Annotated in this window: 16 protein-coding genes; 11 read left to right on the plus strand and 5 right to left on the minus strand. The window is 65.1% G+C overall.

Features of this window, described 5'->3' with window-relative positions; genetic code table 11:
• The first annotated feature begins 67 nt into the window (after window positions 1-67).
• The 6 genes from ACZBJS_RS35100 (at window position 68) to ACZBJS_RS35125 (ending at window position 5,303) form a co-directional block, all read left to right on the plus strand.
• Complete coding sequence (locus ACZBJS_RS35100; protein WP_316398592.1) at window positions 68-1,372, plus strand: DUF3300 domain-containing protein; 1,305 nt, start codon at window positions 68-70, stop codon at window positions 1,370-1,372.
• A gap of 173 nt (window positions 1,373-1,545) precedes the next feature.
• Window positions 1,546-2,970 (plus strand): MltF family protein, encoded by a 1,425-nt coding sequence (locus ACZBJS_RS35105; RefSeq protein WP_316398593.1) that lies wholly within the window; start codon window positions 1,546-1,548, stop codon window positions 2,968-2,970.
• 60 nt (window positions 2,971-3,030) lie between these two features.
• The gene (locus ACZBJS_RS35110; protein ID WP_233475664.1) at window positions 3,031-3,375 is read left to right on the plus strand and encodes an HdeA/HdeB family chaperone; all 345 of its coding nucleotides are present in this window, start codon (window positions 3,031-3,033) and stop codon (window positions 3,373-3,375) included.
• 232 nt (window positions 3,376-3,607) lie between these two features.
• Complete coding sequence (locus ACZBJS_RS35115; RefSeq protein WP_253606523.1) at window positions 3,608-4,219, plus strand: DUF502 domain-containing protein; 612 nt, start codon at window positions 3,608-3,610, stop codon at window positions 4,217-4,219.
• A 318-nt stretch (window positions 4,220-4,537) separates the two neighbouring features.
• Window positions 4,538-4,747, plus strand: a complete 210-nt coding sequence (locus ACZBJS_RS35120) for a hypervirulence associated TUDOR domain-containing protein (RefSeq protein WP_028338922.1) — start codon at window positions 4,538-4,540, stop codon at window positions 4,745-4,747.
• Window positions 4,740-5,303, plus strand: a complete 564-nt coding sequence (locus ACZBJS_RS35125; protein ID WP_168857746.1) for a DUF488 domain-containing protein — start codon at window positions 4,740-4,742, stop codon at window positions 5,301-5,303. The genes ACZBJS_RS35120 and ACZBJS_RS35125 overlap by 8 nt, the downstream gene beginning before the upstream one ends.
• Window positions 5,304-5,344: 41 nt before the next feature.
• On the opposite strand, the gene ACZBJS_RS35130 is transcribed toward ACZBJS_RS35125, so the two are convergent.
• On the minus strand, window positions 5,345-6,499 hold the full coding sequence (locus ACZBJS_RS35130; RefSeq protein ID WP_316398594.1) for a caspase family protein: 1,155 nt from the start codon (window positions 6,497-6,499) through the stop codon (window positions 5,345-5,347).
• A gap of 67 nt (window positions 6,500-6,566) precedes the next feature.
• Complete coding sequence (locus tag ACZBJS_RS35135; protein WP_316398595.1) at window positions 6,567-7,799, minus strand: hypothetical protein; 1,233 nt, start codon at window positions 7,797-7,799, stop codon at window positions 6,567-6,569.
• Window positions 7,800-7,996: 197 nt separating this feature from the next.
• Here ACZBJS_RS35135 and glf point away from each other — a divergent pair, with 197 nt between their 5' ends.
• Together glf and ACZBJS_RS35145 are read left to right on the plus strand one after the other, a co-directional pair.
• On the plus strand, window positions 7,997-9,205 hold the full coding sequence (gene glf, locus ACZBJS_RS35140; protein ID WP_463439815.1) for a UDP-galactopyranose mutase: 1,209 nt from the start codon (window positions 7,997-7,999) through the stop codon (window positions 9,203-9,205).
• A gap of 67 nt (window positions 9,206-9,272) precedes the next feature.
• Window positions 9,273-10,541, plus strand: coding sequence for a serine hydrolase domain-containing protein (locus ACZBJS_RS35145; RefSeq protein WP_316398597.1), 1,269 nt, complete (start codon window positions 9,273-9,275; stop codon window positions 10,539-10,541).
• Window positions 10,542-10,652: 111 nt separating this feature from the next.
• On the opposite strand, the gene ACZBJS_RS35150 is transcribed toward ACZBJS_RS35145, so the two are convergent.
• Window positions 10,653-10,940 carry a hypothetical protein gene (locus tag ACZBJS_RS35150; protein ID WP_075969423.1) on the minus strand — a complete coding sequence of 96 codons (288 nt, stop codon included), beginning with the start codon at window positions 10,938-10,940 and terminating at the stop codon, window positions 10,653-10,655.
• A 458-nt stretch (window positions 10,941-11,398) separates the two neighbouring features.
• On the opposite strand from ACZBJS_RS35150, the gene ACZBJS_RS35155 reads away from it, so the two are divergent.
• The 3 genes from ACZBJS_RS35155 (at window position 11,399) to ACZBJS_RS35165 (ending at window position 13,664) form a co-directional block, all read left to right on the plus strand.
• Window positions 11,399-12,700, plus strand: coding sequence for a PQQ-dependent sugar dehydrogenase (locus tag ACZBJS_RS35155; RefSeq protein ID WP_316398598.1), 1,302 nt, complete (start codon window positions 11,399-11,401; stop codon window positions 12,698-12,700).
• A gap of 137 nt (window positions 12,701-12,837) precedes the next feature.
• A complete protein-coding gene (locus ACZBJS_RS35160; RefSeq protein ID WP_141340053.1) occupies window positions 12,838-13,164 on the plus strand; it encodes an ArsR/SmtB family transcription factor in 327 nt (108 codons plus the stop codon).
• Entirely contained in the window at window positions 13,161-13,664 is a 504-nt protein-coding gene (locus ACZBJS_RS35165) for an SRPBCC family protein (protein WP_225646597.1), read from the plus strand. Before ACZBJS_RS35160 ends, ACZBJS_RS35165 begins: the two co-directional genes overlap by 4 nt.
• Window positions 13,665-13,695: 31 nt before the next feature.
• On the opposite strand, the gene ACZBJS_RS35170 is transcribed toward ACZBJS_RS35165, so the two are convergent.
• Together ACZBJS_RS35170 and ACZBJS_RS35175 are read right to left on the minus strand one after the other, a co-directional pair.
• Window positions 13,696-13,845: an SDR family oxidoreductase gene (locus tag ACZBJS_RS35170; RefSeq protein WP_316398600.1), complete on the minus strand. Its 150-nt coding sequence runs from the start codon at window positions 13,843-13,845 to the stop codon at window positions 13,696-13,698.
• Window positions 13,846-13,848: 3 nt separating this feature from the next.
• Window positions 13,849-14,042, minus strand: a 194-nt coding sequence (locus tag ACZBJS_RS35175; protein WP_463439816.1) for a transposase, incomplete at its 5' end; no start/stop codon positions are given.

The raw sequence follows: 14,042 nt of genomic DNA on the forward strand, positions 1-14,042 counted from the left end.
CGCCCGGCGCCGCGGAGCACGCCGGCGCCGCCGGTGATGCAAGCGAGACGAAGAACGAGGAGGCATCATGACACGACTTCTTCCAGGATCGCGCCGGCTCACCATTGCGAACGCGGCGCTGGCGGTTGGCCTGATGCTCGGAGGCTCGGCATACGCGCAGACACCCGCGGACCAGAAGCCGGCCCAGGACCAGGCTGCCGCGCCGGCGCCGGCCCCGACAGCCAGCAAGCTTCCGAACGGACAGATCGAGCAACTGGTCGCGCCGATCGCGCTCTACCCGGACGCGCTGCTGTCGCAGATCCTGATGGCATCGACCTATCCGTTGGAAGTCGTCGAGGCGGCGCGCTGGTCGCAAGACAACAAGACCGTCACCGGCAAGGCGCTCGAAGATGCCATGCAGAAGCAGTCGTGGGATCCGAGCGTCAAGGCCCTCGCGGCGGTGCCGCAGGTTCTTCAGATGATGAACGACAAGCTCGACTGGACCCAGCAGCTTGGCGATGCCTTCCTCGCGCAGGAGCAGGACGTGATGAGCGCCGTGCAGACCTTGCGCCAGCGCGCGGAGGCCGCGGGCAATCTCAAGTCGACGCCGCAGCAAAAGGTGATAAAGAGCGCGCCTCCTGCCGGTGTGACCGCGCCCTCCGGCATGCAGCAGGCGATCTCGATCGAGCCGGTCGATCCCGACCAGTATTACGTCCCGGTCTACGATCCCGGTGTCGTCTACGGGGCCTGGGATTATCCCGACTACCAGCCGTTCTATTGGTCTCCGCCAGGCTATGTCGCCGCGGGCGTGATCGGCTTCACCGCCAGCGTGGCCGTCGGCGCTGCGATCTGGGGCGGCTGCAACTGGTGGGGCCGCAACGTCTACGTCAACGTCAACCGATATAACCAGTTCAACCGCACCAACATCAGAAACACCAATTGGGCCCACAATCCGGCGCATCGCGGCGGTGTCGCCTATCGCGATGCCGGCGTGGCGAGGCGGTTCGGCAGTGGCAATACCCCCGCCGCGCGCGAGGCGCTGCGCAATCGCACCGGTGGTCCCGGCGGCAGGATCTCGAATGCGGGTGCCGGCCGGGCCAGGACCGCGGTCTCGCAACGCGCCGGCAATCGCGGTGCCTCGGTATCGCGCCGCACCAGCAGCAGGAGTGTCACGCATGCGCGTACGGGTGCGGGCAATCGCGCGGCGGTCTCGCACAGGAGCGTCACGCGCTCGCGCGTCAGCGGACGTGTTCACGCGGGCGGCCGGCCGGCCGCGATTCGCGGCGGCATGCGGGCCGGCGGCTTCCACGGAGGCGGCCGCGTGGGCGGTTTCCGCGGAGGTGGCGGCTTCCGGGGAGGGGGCGGTTTCCATGGCGGTGGCCGGCGGCGCTGATCAGAGTGCCTGGGCTCGCGCGTCGACATCTGCGACGCCCAGGTTGCTGCATAATTACAATACATCTTCCACGAAGAGAGGTAACGTCCAGGCAGATTTCAGCGGCACGTTTCAAATGATTGGGTTGGATCATGAATTCTTCATCAACCTGCGCAAGTTCCAGGATGTTCGCCATGGCCTTCGCAACCGCCGCCGCCGTCGTCGTGGCAGAAAAATCCGCCAGGGCCGATCCACAGGTTCTGGCGCTGCCGTCCCTGAAGGTCTGGGAGGGCGACTTCGATGGCATGCTGAAGCGCAAACTCGTGCGCATCCTCGTGCCGACCGACAGGACATCGTTCTTCATCGACAAGGGCGAGACACTCGGCTTCGAAGCCGAGCTCGGCGCCGAGTTCGAAAGCTGGCTGAACAAGCGGTACGGCAAGAAGAAGCAGAGGATCTATGTCGGCTTCGTCCCCACCAGGCGCGACAGACTGCTGGGTGACTTGATCGCCGGAAAGGGCGATATCGCCGCCGGCCTGCTCACGGTCATGCCGGATCGGAGCAAGTTGGTTGACTTCGCTGATCCTTGGGCATCCGGCGTTCGCGAAGTGCTCGTGACGGGATCTGCGGCGCCGAGCATCGGCTCGCTGAACGAGCTCGGTGGAAAGACGATTTTCGTCCGGGAAGCCAGCAGCTATTTCGAGCACCTGAACGCGCTCAATGCGGACCGGGCAGCCAAGGGGCTGGAACGCATCGTCGTCAAGCCAGCCGACAAGAACCTCGAGGACGAGGACTTGCTGAAGATGGTGAGCACCGGCCTGTTGCCCTGGGCCGTCGTCGACCGCTTCAAGGCGCAGGCGTGGGCGGGCCTCCTGAAGGGGCTGACGGTGCGCGACGATATTGCGATCAACGAAGGCGGCGACATCGCCTGGGCGATCCGCAAGGACAGTCCGGCGCTCAGGAAGGAGCTCGCTGAATTCGTCAGTACTCACAAAGTCGGAACTGAGTTCGGCAACGACCTGCGTGCACGCTATTTCAAGACGGCGAAACCGCTGAAGAACGCCCTCGCGCACACCGAGGCGGAGAAGTTCAAGGCGCTGCGCGGATCTTTCGAGAAGTACGGGGTGCAATACTCCATCGACCCCGTCCTGCTCGCTGCACAGGGCTATCAGGAGTCAGAGCTCGACCAGGCCTGCCACAATGCCTCCGGCGCCACCGGCATCATGCAGATCAAGCCCAGTACCGCGAAGGAGAAGCCGATCGAGATCACCGGCGTCGCGGCCAGTGCCGACACCAATATCCACGCCGGCTCCAAATACCTGCGCTACCTGGCGGATACCTATGTCGACGCTTCGGTCACCGATCCGCGCGAGCGCGTGTTCATGGCCCTGGCGGCGTATAATGCAGGCCCGGGAAACCTGAAGCGTTTCCGGGACTATGCGAGCAAGCACGGCTTCGACTCGACCGTCTGGTTCGACAATGTCGAGAACGGCGCGGCTGCGATCGTCGGGCAGGAGACGGTTCAGTACGTCGGCAAGATCTACAAGTACTACATCTCCTACGAGTCGCTTCGCTCGCCCGCTCCGGCGAGCGCAACGGCCGACCCATCGCAGAAATGATCGGTTTGTTCAAAGTGTTCGCTGGCTTGGGTGGTGGACCAAAATCAAGAGGAGCTAATCATGAAACGCAAATCCTTCATGAACCAGATTGGGCTCAGCCTTGGCGCTCTCGTCATCTCGATTGCTTCTGTTCATGCCCAGGTCCCGCTCTCGACCTACATGGACTCGAAAGGGTTCATTGATGTGCAGGCTTTGACCTGCGCGCAACTCGCCAACACTTATCAGGAGGACGCCGACTTTCTCGCGATTTGGTACAGCGGCTGGTACAACGGCCTCGCGAAGAAGCATTTTGCCCATATTACGCGGACCAAATCTGGCGAGCACGAAGTCATTGTGTATTGCAAGGCCCACCCGGAACTCAAGGTGATCCAGGCCATCGACGTTCTCTTCAAGAACGAGAAATGATCGGCGGCTCCCCGAGGCAACCGGTGCGGCGAGACCGGGATGTCTCGCCGCCCTGCCCGTTTACTCGCCAAGCATCGCAATGATCCGCATCGGGACGCGATGGTTGTGGCGACGTGGGCGGTCTGTTGACGCCCGGTGGCCATGGCCGTTCTTGTAGATCCGGGCGAGTTCTTTCGGCTGTTGGCGAAAGGCCCGGTTTCAAACGGTGTGTGCAAATGGAGAGGCCGCGGCAATGAAGGAGTTTTTGAAAACGACCTTAATCGGAGGCGCACTGTTTCTCCTGCCCGTCGCTCTTGTACTGGCGATTCTCAGCCACGCGATGCGTCTGGCGGTGAAGGCCGCGCTTCCGGTGTCTCATGCCCTTCATTTCGACCAGATCGGAAAGGTCGCAGGCATTGGAATTGTTACAGTCGTGGCAGTGGCTTTATTGATCCTGGTGTCGTTCCTCGCCGGCATCGTCGCGCGAACCAAAACCGGCTCTCGGATTAGCGCGTGGGTCGAAAAATCATTTCTTGGCAGCCTTCCGCAGTACCAGATGGTGAAGAGTATGGCTCAAGGCCTTGCTCAGGCCGAAGGCGCGAGCGATGAGTTCAAGCCAGTGCTGGTGAACGTCGAGGGTGGCTGGCAGCTCGGATATCTCCTCGAGACACTCGAGAACGACTGGGTAGCTGTCTTCGTCCCGCAGGCGCCGACGCCGTTGGTCGGCATTGTCAGATATTGCTCGGTCGATCGCATTCGTCCTCTGAGCATGTCGATGTTGCAGGCGAGGGCAATCGTAACCAATGTCGGCATTGGATCCGCGGCGGCCCTCAAAGGAGAAGATCTGAGCAGGGCAGCAACTTGATTCCGCGGATCCACGTAAGTGACGAGGGAATCTGACCGAGCTTTCTGTCAGGCTTGCGCGTTGAGCCATATAGCTTGTAACTTGCTGCATCCGTTGCCGGTATCGCTTCGTCGATCAATCCCGCTATCGAATTCCGGACGGCGGCGGCAAGCTTCCGGGATGCCGCAACCAGACCATCAATTTGCGCTTGAACCCCCAATGCGAGGCAGGAACTTGGCCGGCTGTGAGCTCGTTTGCTCCGGCGGGCTTTTTTAGTCCCGTGCCGTCGATTGGCGGCGTATCGTACGATCAATTTCGCGTCTGAAGGAGCCTGCAACGATGGCCAGGAAATTCAAGGTCGGCGATCACGTCAGCTGGAATTCCGAGGCCGGCCGCGTCTCGGGCACCATCATCGCGGTTCATACCAGCGATTTCGACTACAAGGGGCACACCCACCGCGCCTCGGAGGCCGATCCGCAGTACGAGATCAAGAGCGACAAGACCGATCATGTCGCGGCCCACAAGGGCAGCGCGCTGCATCATGCCTAGCAAAGACGTGGCGCTTCCGTTCTTCACGATCGGTCATTCCACCCGCAGCCTCGAGGATTTCATCGCTCTCCTCGGCGCGGCCACGATCGAGCGTATCGTTGACATCCGAACGGTGCCGCGGTCGCGAACCAATCCGCAGTTCAACAAGGATACGCTGCCCAAGCCGCTTAAGGCCGCGGGCATCTCGTATGAGCATCTGGCCGATCTCGGCGGGCTCCGCGGCAAGGCTCGAAGCGTGGCGCCGTCCGTCAACGGGTTCTGGAGCAACGAGAGTTTTCACAACTACGCCGACTATGCGCTGTCGCCGCAGTTTCATGCGGCGCTCCAGCATCTGCGCGACGAGGGGCGCCGGCAACGCTGTGCGATGATGTGCTCGGAAGCCGTGTGGTGGCGCTGCCACCGCCGCATCGTCGCCGACTACCTCATCGCGTCCGGCGAGACCGTCGTCCACATCATGGGGGAGGGGCGCCTCGAGCCCGCCCGTCTTACCGAAGGCGCCGTCGTCCAGGGCGACGGCACGGTGGTCTATCCGGCTACGGGTGAACTGGATTTATGAAAGGAGTGAGGCTTGCGGCTGCACCGTCGCGCCGCGCCCGCTCACTCCACACTGCGCTTCCAATAGCCGGTGCCGAGCTTGCCGGTGATCACGGCAATGGTGTCGCGGATCTCGTAGGAGCCGCCGTCGCTGTAGTTCCTCAGTCCTCTCAGCGCATGCAGCGTCCAGCGGCCGTTGGCGAAGCTGACGGTGCCTTCGTGCGGGCGCGCGGCGCGGGAGGGCTCGGCGTGGAATTGGTAGGTGCCGTCGGCCATGATCCGCCAGATCCAGCGCGACTGGCCGCGACCACCCGGCACCATGATCTCCCAGGTGCCGACCAGCGCGGGATCGATCGCGCCGGCTGCTGTCGCCGATGGCGCTGACAATGCGGCGGCTGCCGGCGCAGCGTTCGCCTGTTTCGTGGCGGCGGCGTCGGCGGGCGGAGCGGCCACGAGATAGATCGCCTTGCGTGACAGCGAGCCGTACACAAACGGCTGCTGCGCGTTGCGCGTCGCCTCCATCACATCGTCCCGGACGTTGCGGAACATGAAGGTGACCTCGACGCCCGGCGTCTCGATGTTGTGGAGCAGCGCCGCGGCGAACGGGCTGTTGCGGCCGTCGCCGTCGAGCGCAATGGTGCCGTCGCGTGCGGCATAGGCGACCAGCACATTGCCGACCGGCTCGATGCGGCCGAGTCCGCTGCCGGCGGCGGCGCGGGTGGCGAGCGAGCGGCTCATCTTCGCCGCGAACGGATTGTTGCGACAGGCATCGAGGATGACGAGGCCGAGGCTTGCGGTGTTGGCGACCTGCAGCATCACGCTTTGCAGGCTGATCGCTTCATTGGCGGCGTCGGTATCGCGCTTCAGCTCGGCATCGACCGGGATCAGCCAGTTGTCGCCGTTGATCTCCATGCCGTGGCCGGCGAAGTACACTGCCGCCATGTCGGCGCCGGCGGCATTGCGTCCGAAGGCGATCAGGCCGCGCCGCATCTCGTCGAAGCCGGCATTGGTGATCAGCGTCACGGCAAAGCCGAGGCGCTGCAGCGCGGCTGCGATATCGCCGGCATCATTCGGCGGATTGGACAGCGCCGGCACGCTCTTGTAGGCGCCGTTGCCGATCACCAGCGCCACCCGCTTGCCGTCGGCCGCAGCCGGCGCGGCGAAGCCCGCCAGCGCCGCGGCAACGGCCAGTCCCGAGACAAACGCGCGGCGGTTCATGCTGGCCCCGATCGGAGTGACGGGTGCATGGTAGCGGGCGCGACGCGGCCACGGAAATGGCGCGCGATCAGGCCGCCTGCTTCGGCGTCCAGACGCCGGCCGGCACCGGCTCGGCCGGCAACAAGCTGGCGCCGGCGGCGCCCGCGATCGACATCGTGATTTCGTGGATGTCCTGCACCGACCGCTGCATCGAGAAGCGCGGATAAAGCTCGCGCAAGGTGGTCGCGGCCGCCGCCTGCGCTGCTGAGGGATCGGCCAGCACGGCCTCGACGGCGGCGGCGATGCTGGTCGTGTCCTGGCCGAAGCTGAAGCGGGCGAGATGCGGCATCTCCGCGGCCGAGAAGCGGTTGGCGTCGAACACCGGCACGGTGCCGGCGCCGAGCGCGAAGAACACCCGGTCATGCACCGACAGGTCGATATTGGGATTGAGCGAGACCGCGGCAAGGTAGCTGCCGAGGCCTTCGCGCATCGCATCGAAGGTCATCGCGCCGAGCACGCGGGCCGGACGCCCGCTGACGTCGAGATCGCTCCAGCCGCCGCCGATGAAGTCGACCGGATAGTCGGCGAGCACCGCACCCACCTCGCGGGTGCGCACGCCTCGTGTGTAGTTGTCGAGCCGGGTCAGGATCACGTTGAACAGGTCGCCGCCGGGCTTCAGATAGACCAGATGCTGCTCGGCGACGTCGACGATGATCTTCGGAAATGTGCCACAGGTCTTGCCGCGCGCCTCGGCGATCGCGTCGAACAGCAGCGCGAACAGCTTTGGCGGCATCGTCTTGCGCCAGCCGCGCTCGAGCGCCACCGGATTCCAGCCGGACTTGGCGAAGATCAGCCGGCCGTTGCGCTGCTCGGGCGGCAGGCCGCCGAAGAAGCCGGGATCGGGAATGCCCATATGGGTTGCGAACACGGCGTCGTTGGCCCCCAGATGATCGCGGTTGAATGCGGCATGGTCCGGAAACACGTAGCCATGCGCGGTGTAGCGGCTCTCGAGCCCGTGACGCCTGGCGAAATAGCAGGGGTGATCGCAGAACCAGGTGAAGACGGGGATCTGGGCGACGTCCCAGAACAGTCTGCCGTCCTTGGTGTGGATATCGAGCCCAATGCCGGAGAAGCCGAGCGCCATGGTCTCGGCGCGCCGCGGCAGCAGGGCGTTGAGCCGGGCCGAGAAATCCGGCGCCAGCAGATCGAGCATCCTGACCTCGTGCCCGAGCCGGTCGAGCTCGGCGGCCGCCATCGCCAGGATGCCGCGCAGCGAATCATAGGTGGTGTTGCTGGAGTACAGGACGCAGATCACGGACATGGGACCTCCGCGCTTGACGGTGTTGCTGCTCGCGCGGGCATTTCCGTCGCCTTGCATGCTGTCAGTTGAACGGCCGAGCCGGCCGTTCCGGGCTCGGAATTATCCTGATGAGCGGATTTATTTCGCCGGAAACGGTCGTGCCGGCACGTTGAAGCTGCGTCGGGCGCCGTCGCGATCCGACATGAGGGCGAGAGCGCATGCAGCTTGATGGCTTCGACGTCGTCGTGGTGGGGGCGGGCTTCTTCGGCGCTGTGATCGCCGAGCAGGTGGCGAGCAGGCTCGGCCGCTCCGTCTGCGTGCTCGACCGCCGTCCGCATATCGGCGGCAACGCCTATTCGGAGCTCGACCCCGACAGCGGCGTCGAGGTGCATCGCTACGGCACGCATATCTTCCACACCAATTCCGAGACCGTCTGGCGCTATCTGCACCGCTTCACCGAGTTCACCGGCTACCGTCACCGCGTCTTCACGGTGGCGAAGGGCCGCGTCTATTCGATGCCGATCAACCTTGCGACCGTGTGCGCGGCGTTCGGGCGCGCCATGACGCCGGACGAGGCCCGCGTCGTGATCGCGGCGCAGGCGGCCGCGCACGGCGCCGCGGGGATCGGCAATCTCGAGGACAAGGCAATCGCCTCGGTAGGCCGCACGCTCTACGATCTCTTGATCCGCGGCTATACGCAGAAGCAGTGGCAGACCGATCCGCGTGAGCTTCCGGCCGACATCATCGGCCGCCTGCCGGTCCGCTTCACGTTCGACGATCGCTACTTCGCCGATCGCTATGAGGGCATGCCGGCAGGCGGCTACACCGCGATCTTTCGCCGGATGCTCGATCATCCCAGGATCGCGGTCCACCTCGGCGTCGACTATTTCGACGTCGCCGACCGCATCAATCCGCGGCAGCTCGTGGTCTATACCGGTCCGATCGACCGCTTCTTCGGCTATGCCTGCGGCCATCTCGGCTGGCGCACCGTCGACTTCGCGCGCGAGGTGCACGACGTCGCCGACTACCAAGGCGCCGCGGTCATCAACTATGCCGACGCCGAGGTGCCGTACACCCGCGTCCACGAGTTCAGGCATCTGCATCCGGAGCGGGCGCATGCGCAAGGCCGGACGACGATCTATCGCGAATATTCCCGCTTCGCGGGCCGGAGCGACGAGCCGTATTATCCGATCAACACCGCCGCCGACCGCGCCATGCTCGCCTCCTATCACGCCATGACGGCGTCGCGGCCGAATGTCATTTTCGGTGGCCGGCTCGGCTCGTACAAATATCTCGACATGCACCAGGCGATCGGCGCGGCACTGAAGACGTTCGAGCTCGAGGTCGAGCCGTTCTTCGCGCAGCAAGGCATGCACCGGCGTGACGCGGCCGCGCGCCGCGAAGTCTTGTCGCCCTTGCCGGCGTGATCTAATCCTGCGAGCTGCGGGCAACGAACGCCATAACAAATCGCCCGCGGTCCCCGGTGAGGAAACAATGAGAAAAACCGTTATTGCCGCGGCTGCCGCCGCCACTAGCCTTGCTGTCAGCATCGCCCACGCCGCGCCGCTTCCGGAAACGTCGGCGCACCAGGCCGGTTTCTCGGAGCGGGGGCTGGTGCGGCTCGACGACTTCTTCGCGCGCGAGATCGCGGCCAAGCGCGTGCCCGGCGCCGTGGTGGCGATCGCGCGCGACGGCAAGCTCGTGCATTACAAGGCGTATGGCCAGCTCGATCCGGTGAAGGGCACGCCGATGCCGATCGACGCGGTGTTCGCGTTGGCGTCGATGACCAAGCCGATGGCGGCGGTTGCAGGCCTGACGCTGATGGAGCAGGGCAAGCTGCCGCTGCAGGCCAGGGTCGCCGAGTTCTATCCGGCGTTCGCCGACATGAAGGTCGGCGTGCAGCAGGCCGACGGCTCGCTGAAGATGGAGCCGCAGGCGCAGCCGATCTTCATCCACGATCTCTATCGCCACACCTCCGGCCTGATGTATGGCGGCCGGCCCGACAGCTCGAGCGCGCTGGCGCGGCTCTATCCCGACGGCACCGCGCCGGCGGTCGAGGGCGATACCCAGGCCTTCATCGACCGCATCACCCAGCTGCCTCTGGTGCATCAGCCCGGCACCGAGTTCGAGTACGGCTTCTCGATCGACGTGCTCGGCGCCGTGGTCGAGAAGGTCTCAGGCCAGCGGCTTGGCGAATATCTCGCGGCCAATGTCTGGAAGCCGCTCGGCATGAAGGATGCGACGTTCCACCCGGCCGAGGCGCAGCGCGCGCGGCTGGCGCGTCCGTTCCCCAACGATCCGCTCACGGGCAAGCCGCAAGCCATCAAGCTGCTCGATACACCGTCCAGGTTCGATTGCGGCGGCGCCTGCTCGTTCGCCACCGTCGGCGACTATCTGCGTTTCGGGCAGATGCTGCTCAATGGCGGCGAGCTCGACGGCAAGCGCATCCTCAGCCCCAAGACGGTGCATCACATGACGTCGAACCATCTCGGGCCCGAGATCAAGAACAACGTCGCCGCGGTCGAACCGCATCGCGGCGGCTTCGGCTTCGGGCTGTCGGTCGCGGTGCGGACCGGCGAGGGGCTGTCGTCGGTGCCGGGCAATCCCGGCGAGTTCACCTGGAACGGCGCTTACGGCACCCAGTTCTTCTGCGACCCGAAGGAGCGCCTTGTCGTCGTTGTAGGAACCGCAGCTCCGGGCGAGCTGCGCAAATATTATCGCGAGAATGTGCAGGACATCGTCTACGGCGCGATGGTGAAGTAACGCCTCAGCAGAAAAATCGGACCTCACGTTGCCAGGTTTGCATACGTGGAACGTGGAACAGCAAAAAGGCCCGTCGCTCAAGCCGAGCGACGGACCTTAAATTTTGCGTGGCTACCAGCGCCTGTAGACGCCGGTCAGCGTACCGTTGTTGTTCCCTTCAGGACCCACGTCACCCTGGGTCGAGCTCGGCGTCGGGTGGTTGGTGCCGTTGAACGAACCGTACCAGCCCGGCTCCGCTGGAGAGTACATCACGTCAGGCTGCACGGCCTGATAGCGGGGGCCGCCGTAATATCTCGGACCAGGGTTCCCATAAGGATAGTAGCCTTGTGCGAACGCGCCTGCCGTTGTTGCGATCAGGGACGCCGCGGCGAGGGACAATATCTTGGTCTTTCGTTGCATTCACACTCTCCTTGCTGGTGTCCCGACCAACGACCGCCATGGAGCGGCGTTCCTGATCTGCCATGCATCTCGCAAAGGCAAATCTGCGCGAGCGTGGGATCAGGTTCTTGTGAATGGGCTTGTGCTCCGGGAGGGCGCAGCCGGGCTATGCCCGGCAGGATGCATCCGTCGCCGGCGCGTTATGCTTCTATGGCTATAACGGCGGATGCGCGAGCAGCGCCTCGAAAAGCCGGGGCGGTTCGTAAAAGGAAGCCCGCCACTGCGGCGGGCAAGGTCTCAGGGAGGAAAAACGCCCTGACAAGGGAGCGTGCAGCCAGTCTCCCCGATTCGTGCGCGGCTGCGAAGATCGTATAACTACTGTCATCAGGGCCGGCATTATGCGAATGCTGCTGGGGCCGCGGCCGGTCGGCAAGGGAATGACAAGGCGCGCTAACACTGCGCAATTACAGGGGAAGTTCATGAGCACGTCTGGAGTTTTTGCCCGCGTCGTCGCGGCGATCGGGGCCGGCGCCCTGGCGTGGCGGCGGATGCAGGGCGCGCAGCCCGCGCCCGCCTGGGGTAGCGCGCCAGAGATCCCGCAGGCCAAACCCCAGGGCGCGATCCCGACGCTCAAGATGCCGACGGCGCGGGGCTGGGACAACGACCAGAAGCCAGTCGCCGCGCCCGGGCTCAAGGTCAACGCCTTTGCGGCCGGGCTCGATCATCCGCGCTGGATCAATGTGCTGCCCAACGGCGACGTGCTGATCGCGGAGGCGACGCAGATCGCAGGAAAGCCGCGCAGCGTCTTCCACTATGCGATGCAGGCGACGATGCGGCGCGCCGCGGCGCTCGGCGTCAGCGCCAATCGCATCACGCTGCTGCGCGACCGTGACGGCGACGGCGTCGCCGAAAGTCGCGGCGCCTTCATGGAGGGTTTGAGCCAGCCGTTCGGCATGGCGCTGGTCGGCGACACCTTCTATGTCGGCAACACCGACGGCGTCGTGGCGTTTCCCTACACCGCGGGCGCCGATCGCATCACCGCGCCGGGACGCAAGCTCGTCAGCTTCAAGCCCGACGGGCACTGGACGCGCAGCCTGCTGCCGAGCGCCGACGGCAAGAAGCTTTATGCCGGCGTCGGTTCGCTCAGCAACATCGCCGAGAACGGTTTTGCGGTCGAGGAAGGCCGCGCCGCGATCTACGAGCTCGATCCGGCAGGTGGCACCAGCCGCATCTTCGCCGGCGGCCTGCGCAATCCGGTGGGCATCGCGTGGGAGCCGAGCACCAATGTGCTGTGGACCGTCGTCAATGAGCGCGACGGCCTCGGCGACGAGACGCCGCCGGACTATCTGACCTCGGTACGCGACGGCGGCTTCTACGGCTGGCCTTATTGCTACTGGGGCAAGACGGTCGACGATCGCGTGCCGCAGGATCCGGCGATGGTCGCCAAGGCGATCCAGCCGGACTACGCGCTCGGCGGCCACACCGCCTCGCTCGGCCTGTGCTGGATGCCGCAGGGCACGCTGCCGGGTTTTCCCGACGGCATGGTGATCGGCCAGCACGGCTCGTGGAATCGCTCGACGCTGTCAGGCTACAAGGTGGTGTTCGTGCCGTTCGCGGACGGCCGTCCCGCGGGGCCGCCGCGCGACATCCTTTCGGGCTTCCTCGCGCCGGACGAGAAGGTGTCGTACGGCCGCCCGGTGGGCGTCGCGCTCGGCCCCGACGGCTCGCTGCTGGTGGCCGACGACGTCGGCAACGTGATCTGGCGCGTGACGGCGGCGTAAGCGCCTGCACTTGCGGCAAGACGACTCGAACGGCGCGGCTTCGATCGGAGCCGCGCCGTTTCATTTGGAACAGAGCGTTAGCCTTGACTTACCGTAAGTGTAGACTTACGTTAAATCCAACAACGGACGACACGATCATGATCAGCGCCGAACGCGCGCTCGACGCGCTGGGAGACCCGACCCGCCGCCTGGTGTTCAAGCGGCTGCGTGAGGGCAATCGATCGGTGCAGGAGATCGCCGACGGCCTCAAGGTGAGCCGTCCGGCAGTGTCGCAGCATCTTCGGGTGCTGAAGGACGCCGGCCTTGCCGTGGTGCGGATCGAAGGCACGCGGCGGCTCTATGCCATCGACACCCGCGGGTTGGAGAGCCTGCGCGGCTGGCTCGACGGATTCTGGGACAAGACACTGACCGCCTTCAAGCAAGCGGCCGAACGCGAAGCCGCCAAAGAGAGGAGATCCCGATGACGATGCAAGCGACCTCCGACAATTACGATCCCTACAGCGTCCGCAAGGTGATGAATGTCGAGGCGCCGCCGGCGGTGGCCTGGCGGGTCTTCACCGAGCAGATGGGCACGTGGTGGCCGCTCGCGCATTACAAAATCGGCAAGACCAATGCGGTCGATGCAATCATGGAGCCGCGCGTCGGCGGCCGCTGGTACGAACGCGGCGACGACGGCAGTACCTGCGACTGGGGCAGCGTGCTGCTCTGGGAGCCCCCGTCGCGCCTCGTGCTGTCATGGGATATCACCGCGGACTGGCAATACGATCCGAACCTGAAGACCGAGATCGAGGTGCGCTTCATTGCCGACGGCAAGGACGCCACCCGCGTCGAGCTCGAGCACCGCAAGCTCGACCGTTACGGCGCCCGCGCCGCCGAGATGCGCCGCATCTTCGATACCGAAGGCGATTGGGGCCGGCTGCTCGCGATGTTCGCGGCACGCGCCGCGCAGGGGCCGAAAGCATGACCGCGCGCGGATCGGCAATAGCGCGGCGATGTCAGACAGTCCTGATCTCGCCGCCATCGATGCGCAGCACGGTGCCGGTCATCCAGCGCGCCGGCGGCGACACGGCATAGGCGACGAGGTCGGCGATCTCCTCCGGCGTGCCGAACCGCCTGAGGCCGGCCTGCCTGAGAGTCTGACTCATAAATCACCCAACCTTAGCTGCAGCCGCGAGTCTGCGGGTCAGGAGCCTGATGTGTGCAATCAGCAGCCAGGCAGCTTCGGTTGCCACCGTCGCCTCGAAGTCCTTGGCGAGGCGGCGGCATCTGCCGAACCAAGCGAATGTGCGTTCAACCACCCACCGCCTCGGCAGAAGCTGGAAGCCTTTGACGCCTTGAGGCC

This window comes from Bradyrhizobium sp. KZN70725 (assembly GCF_055264925.1).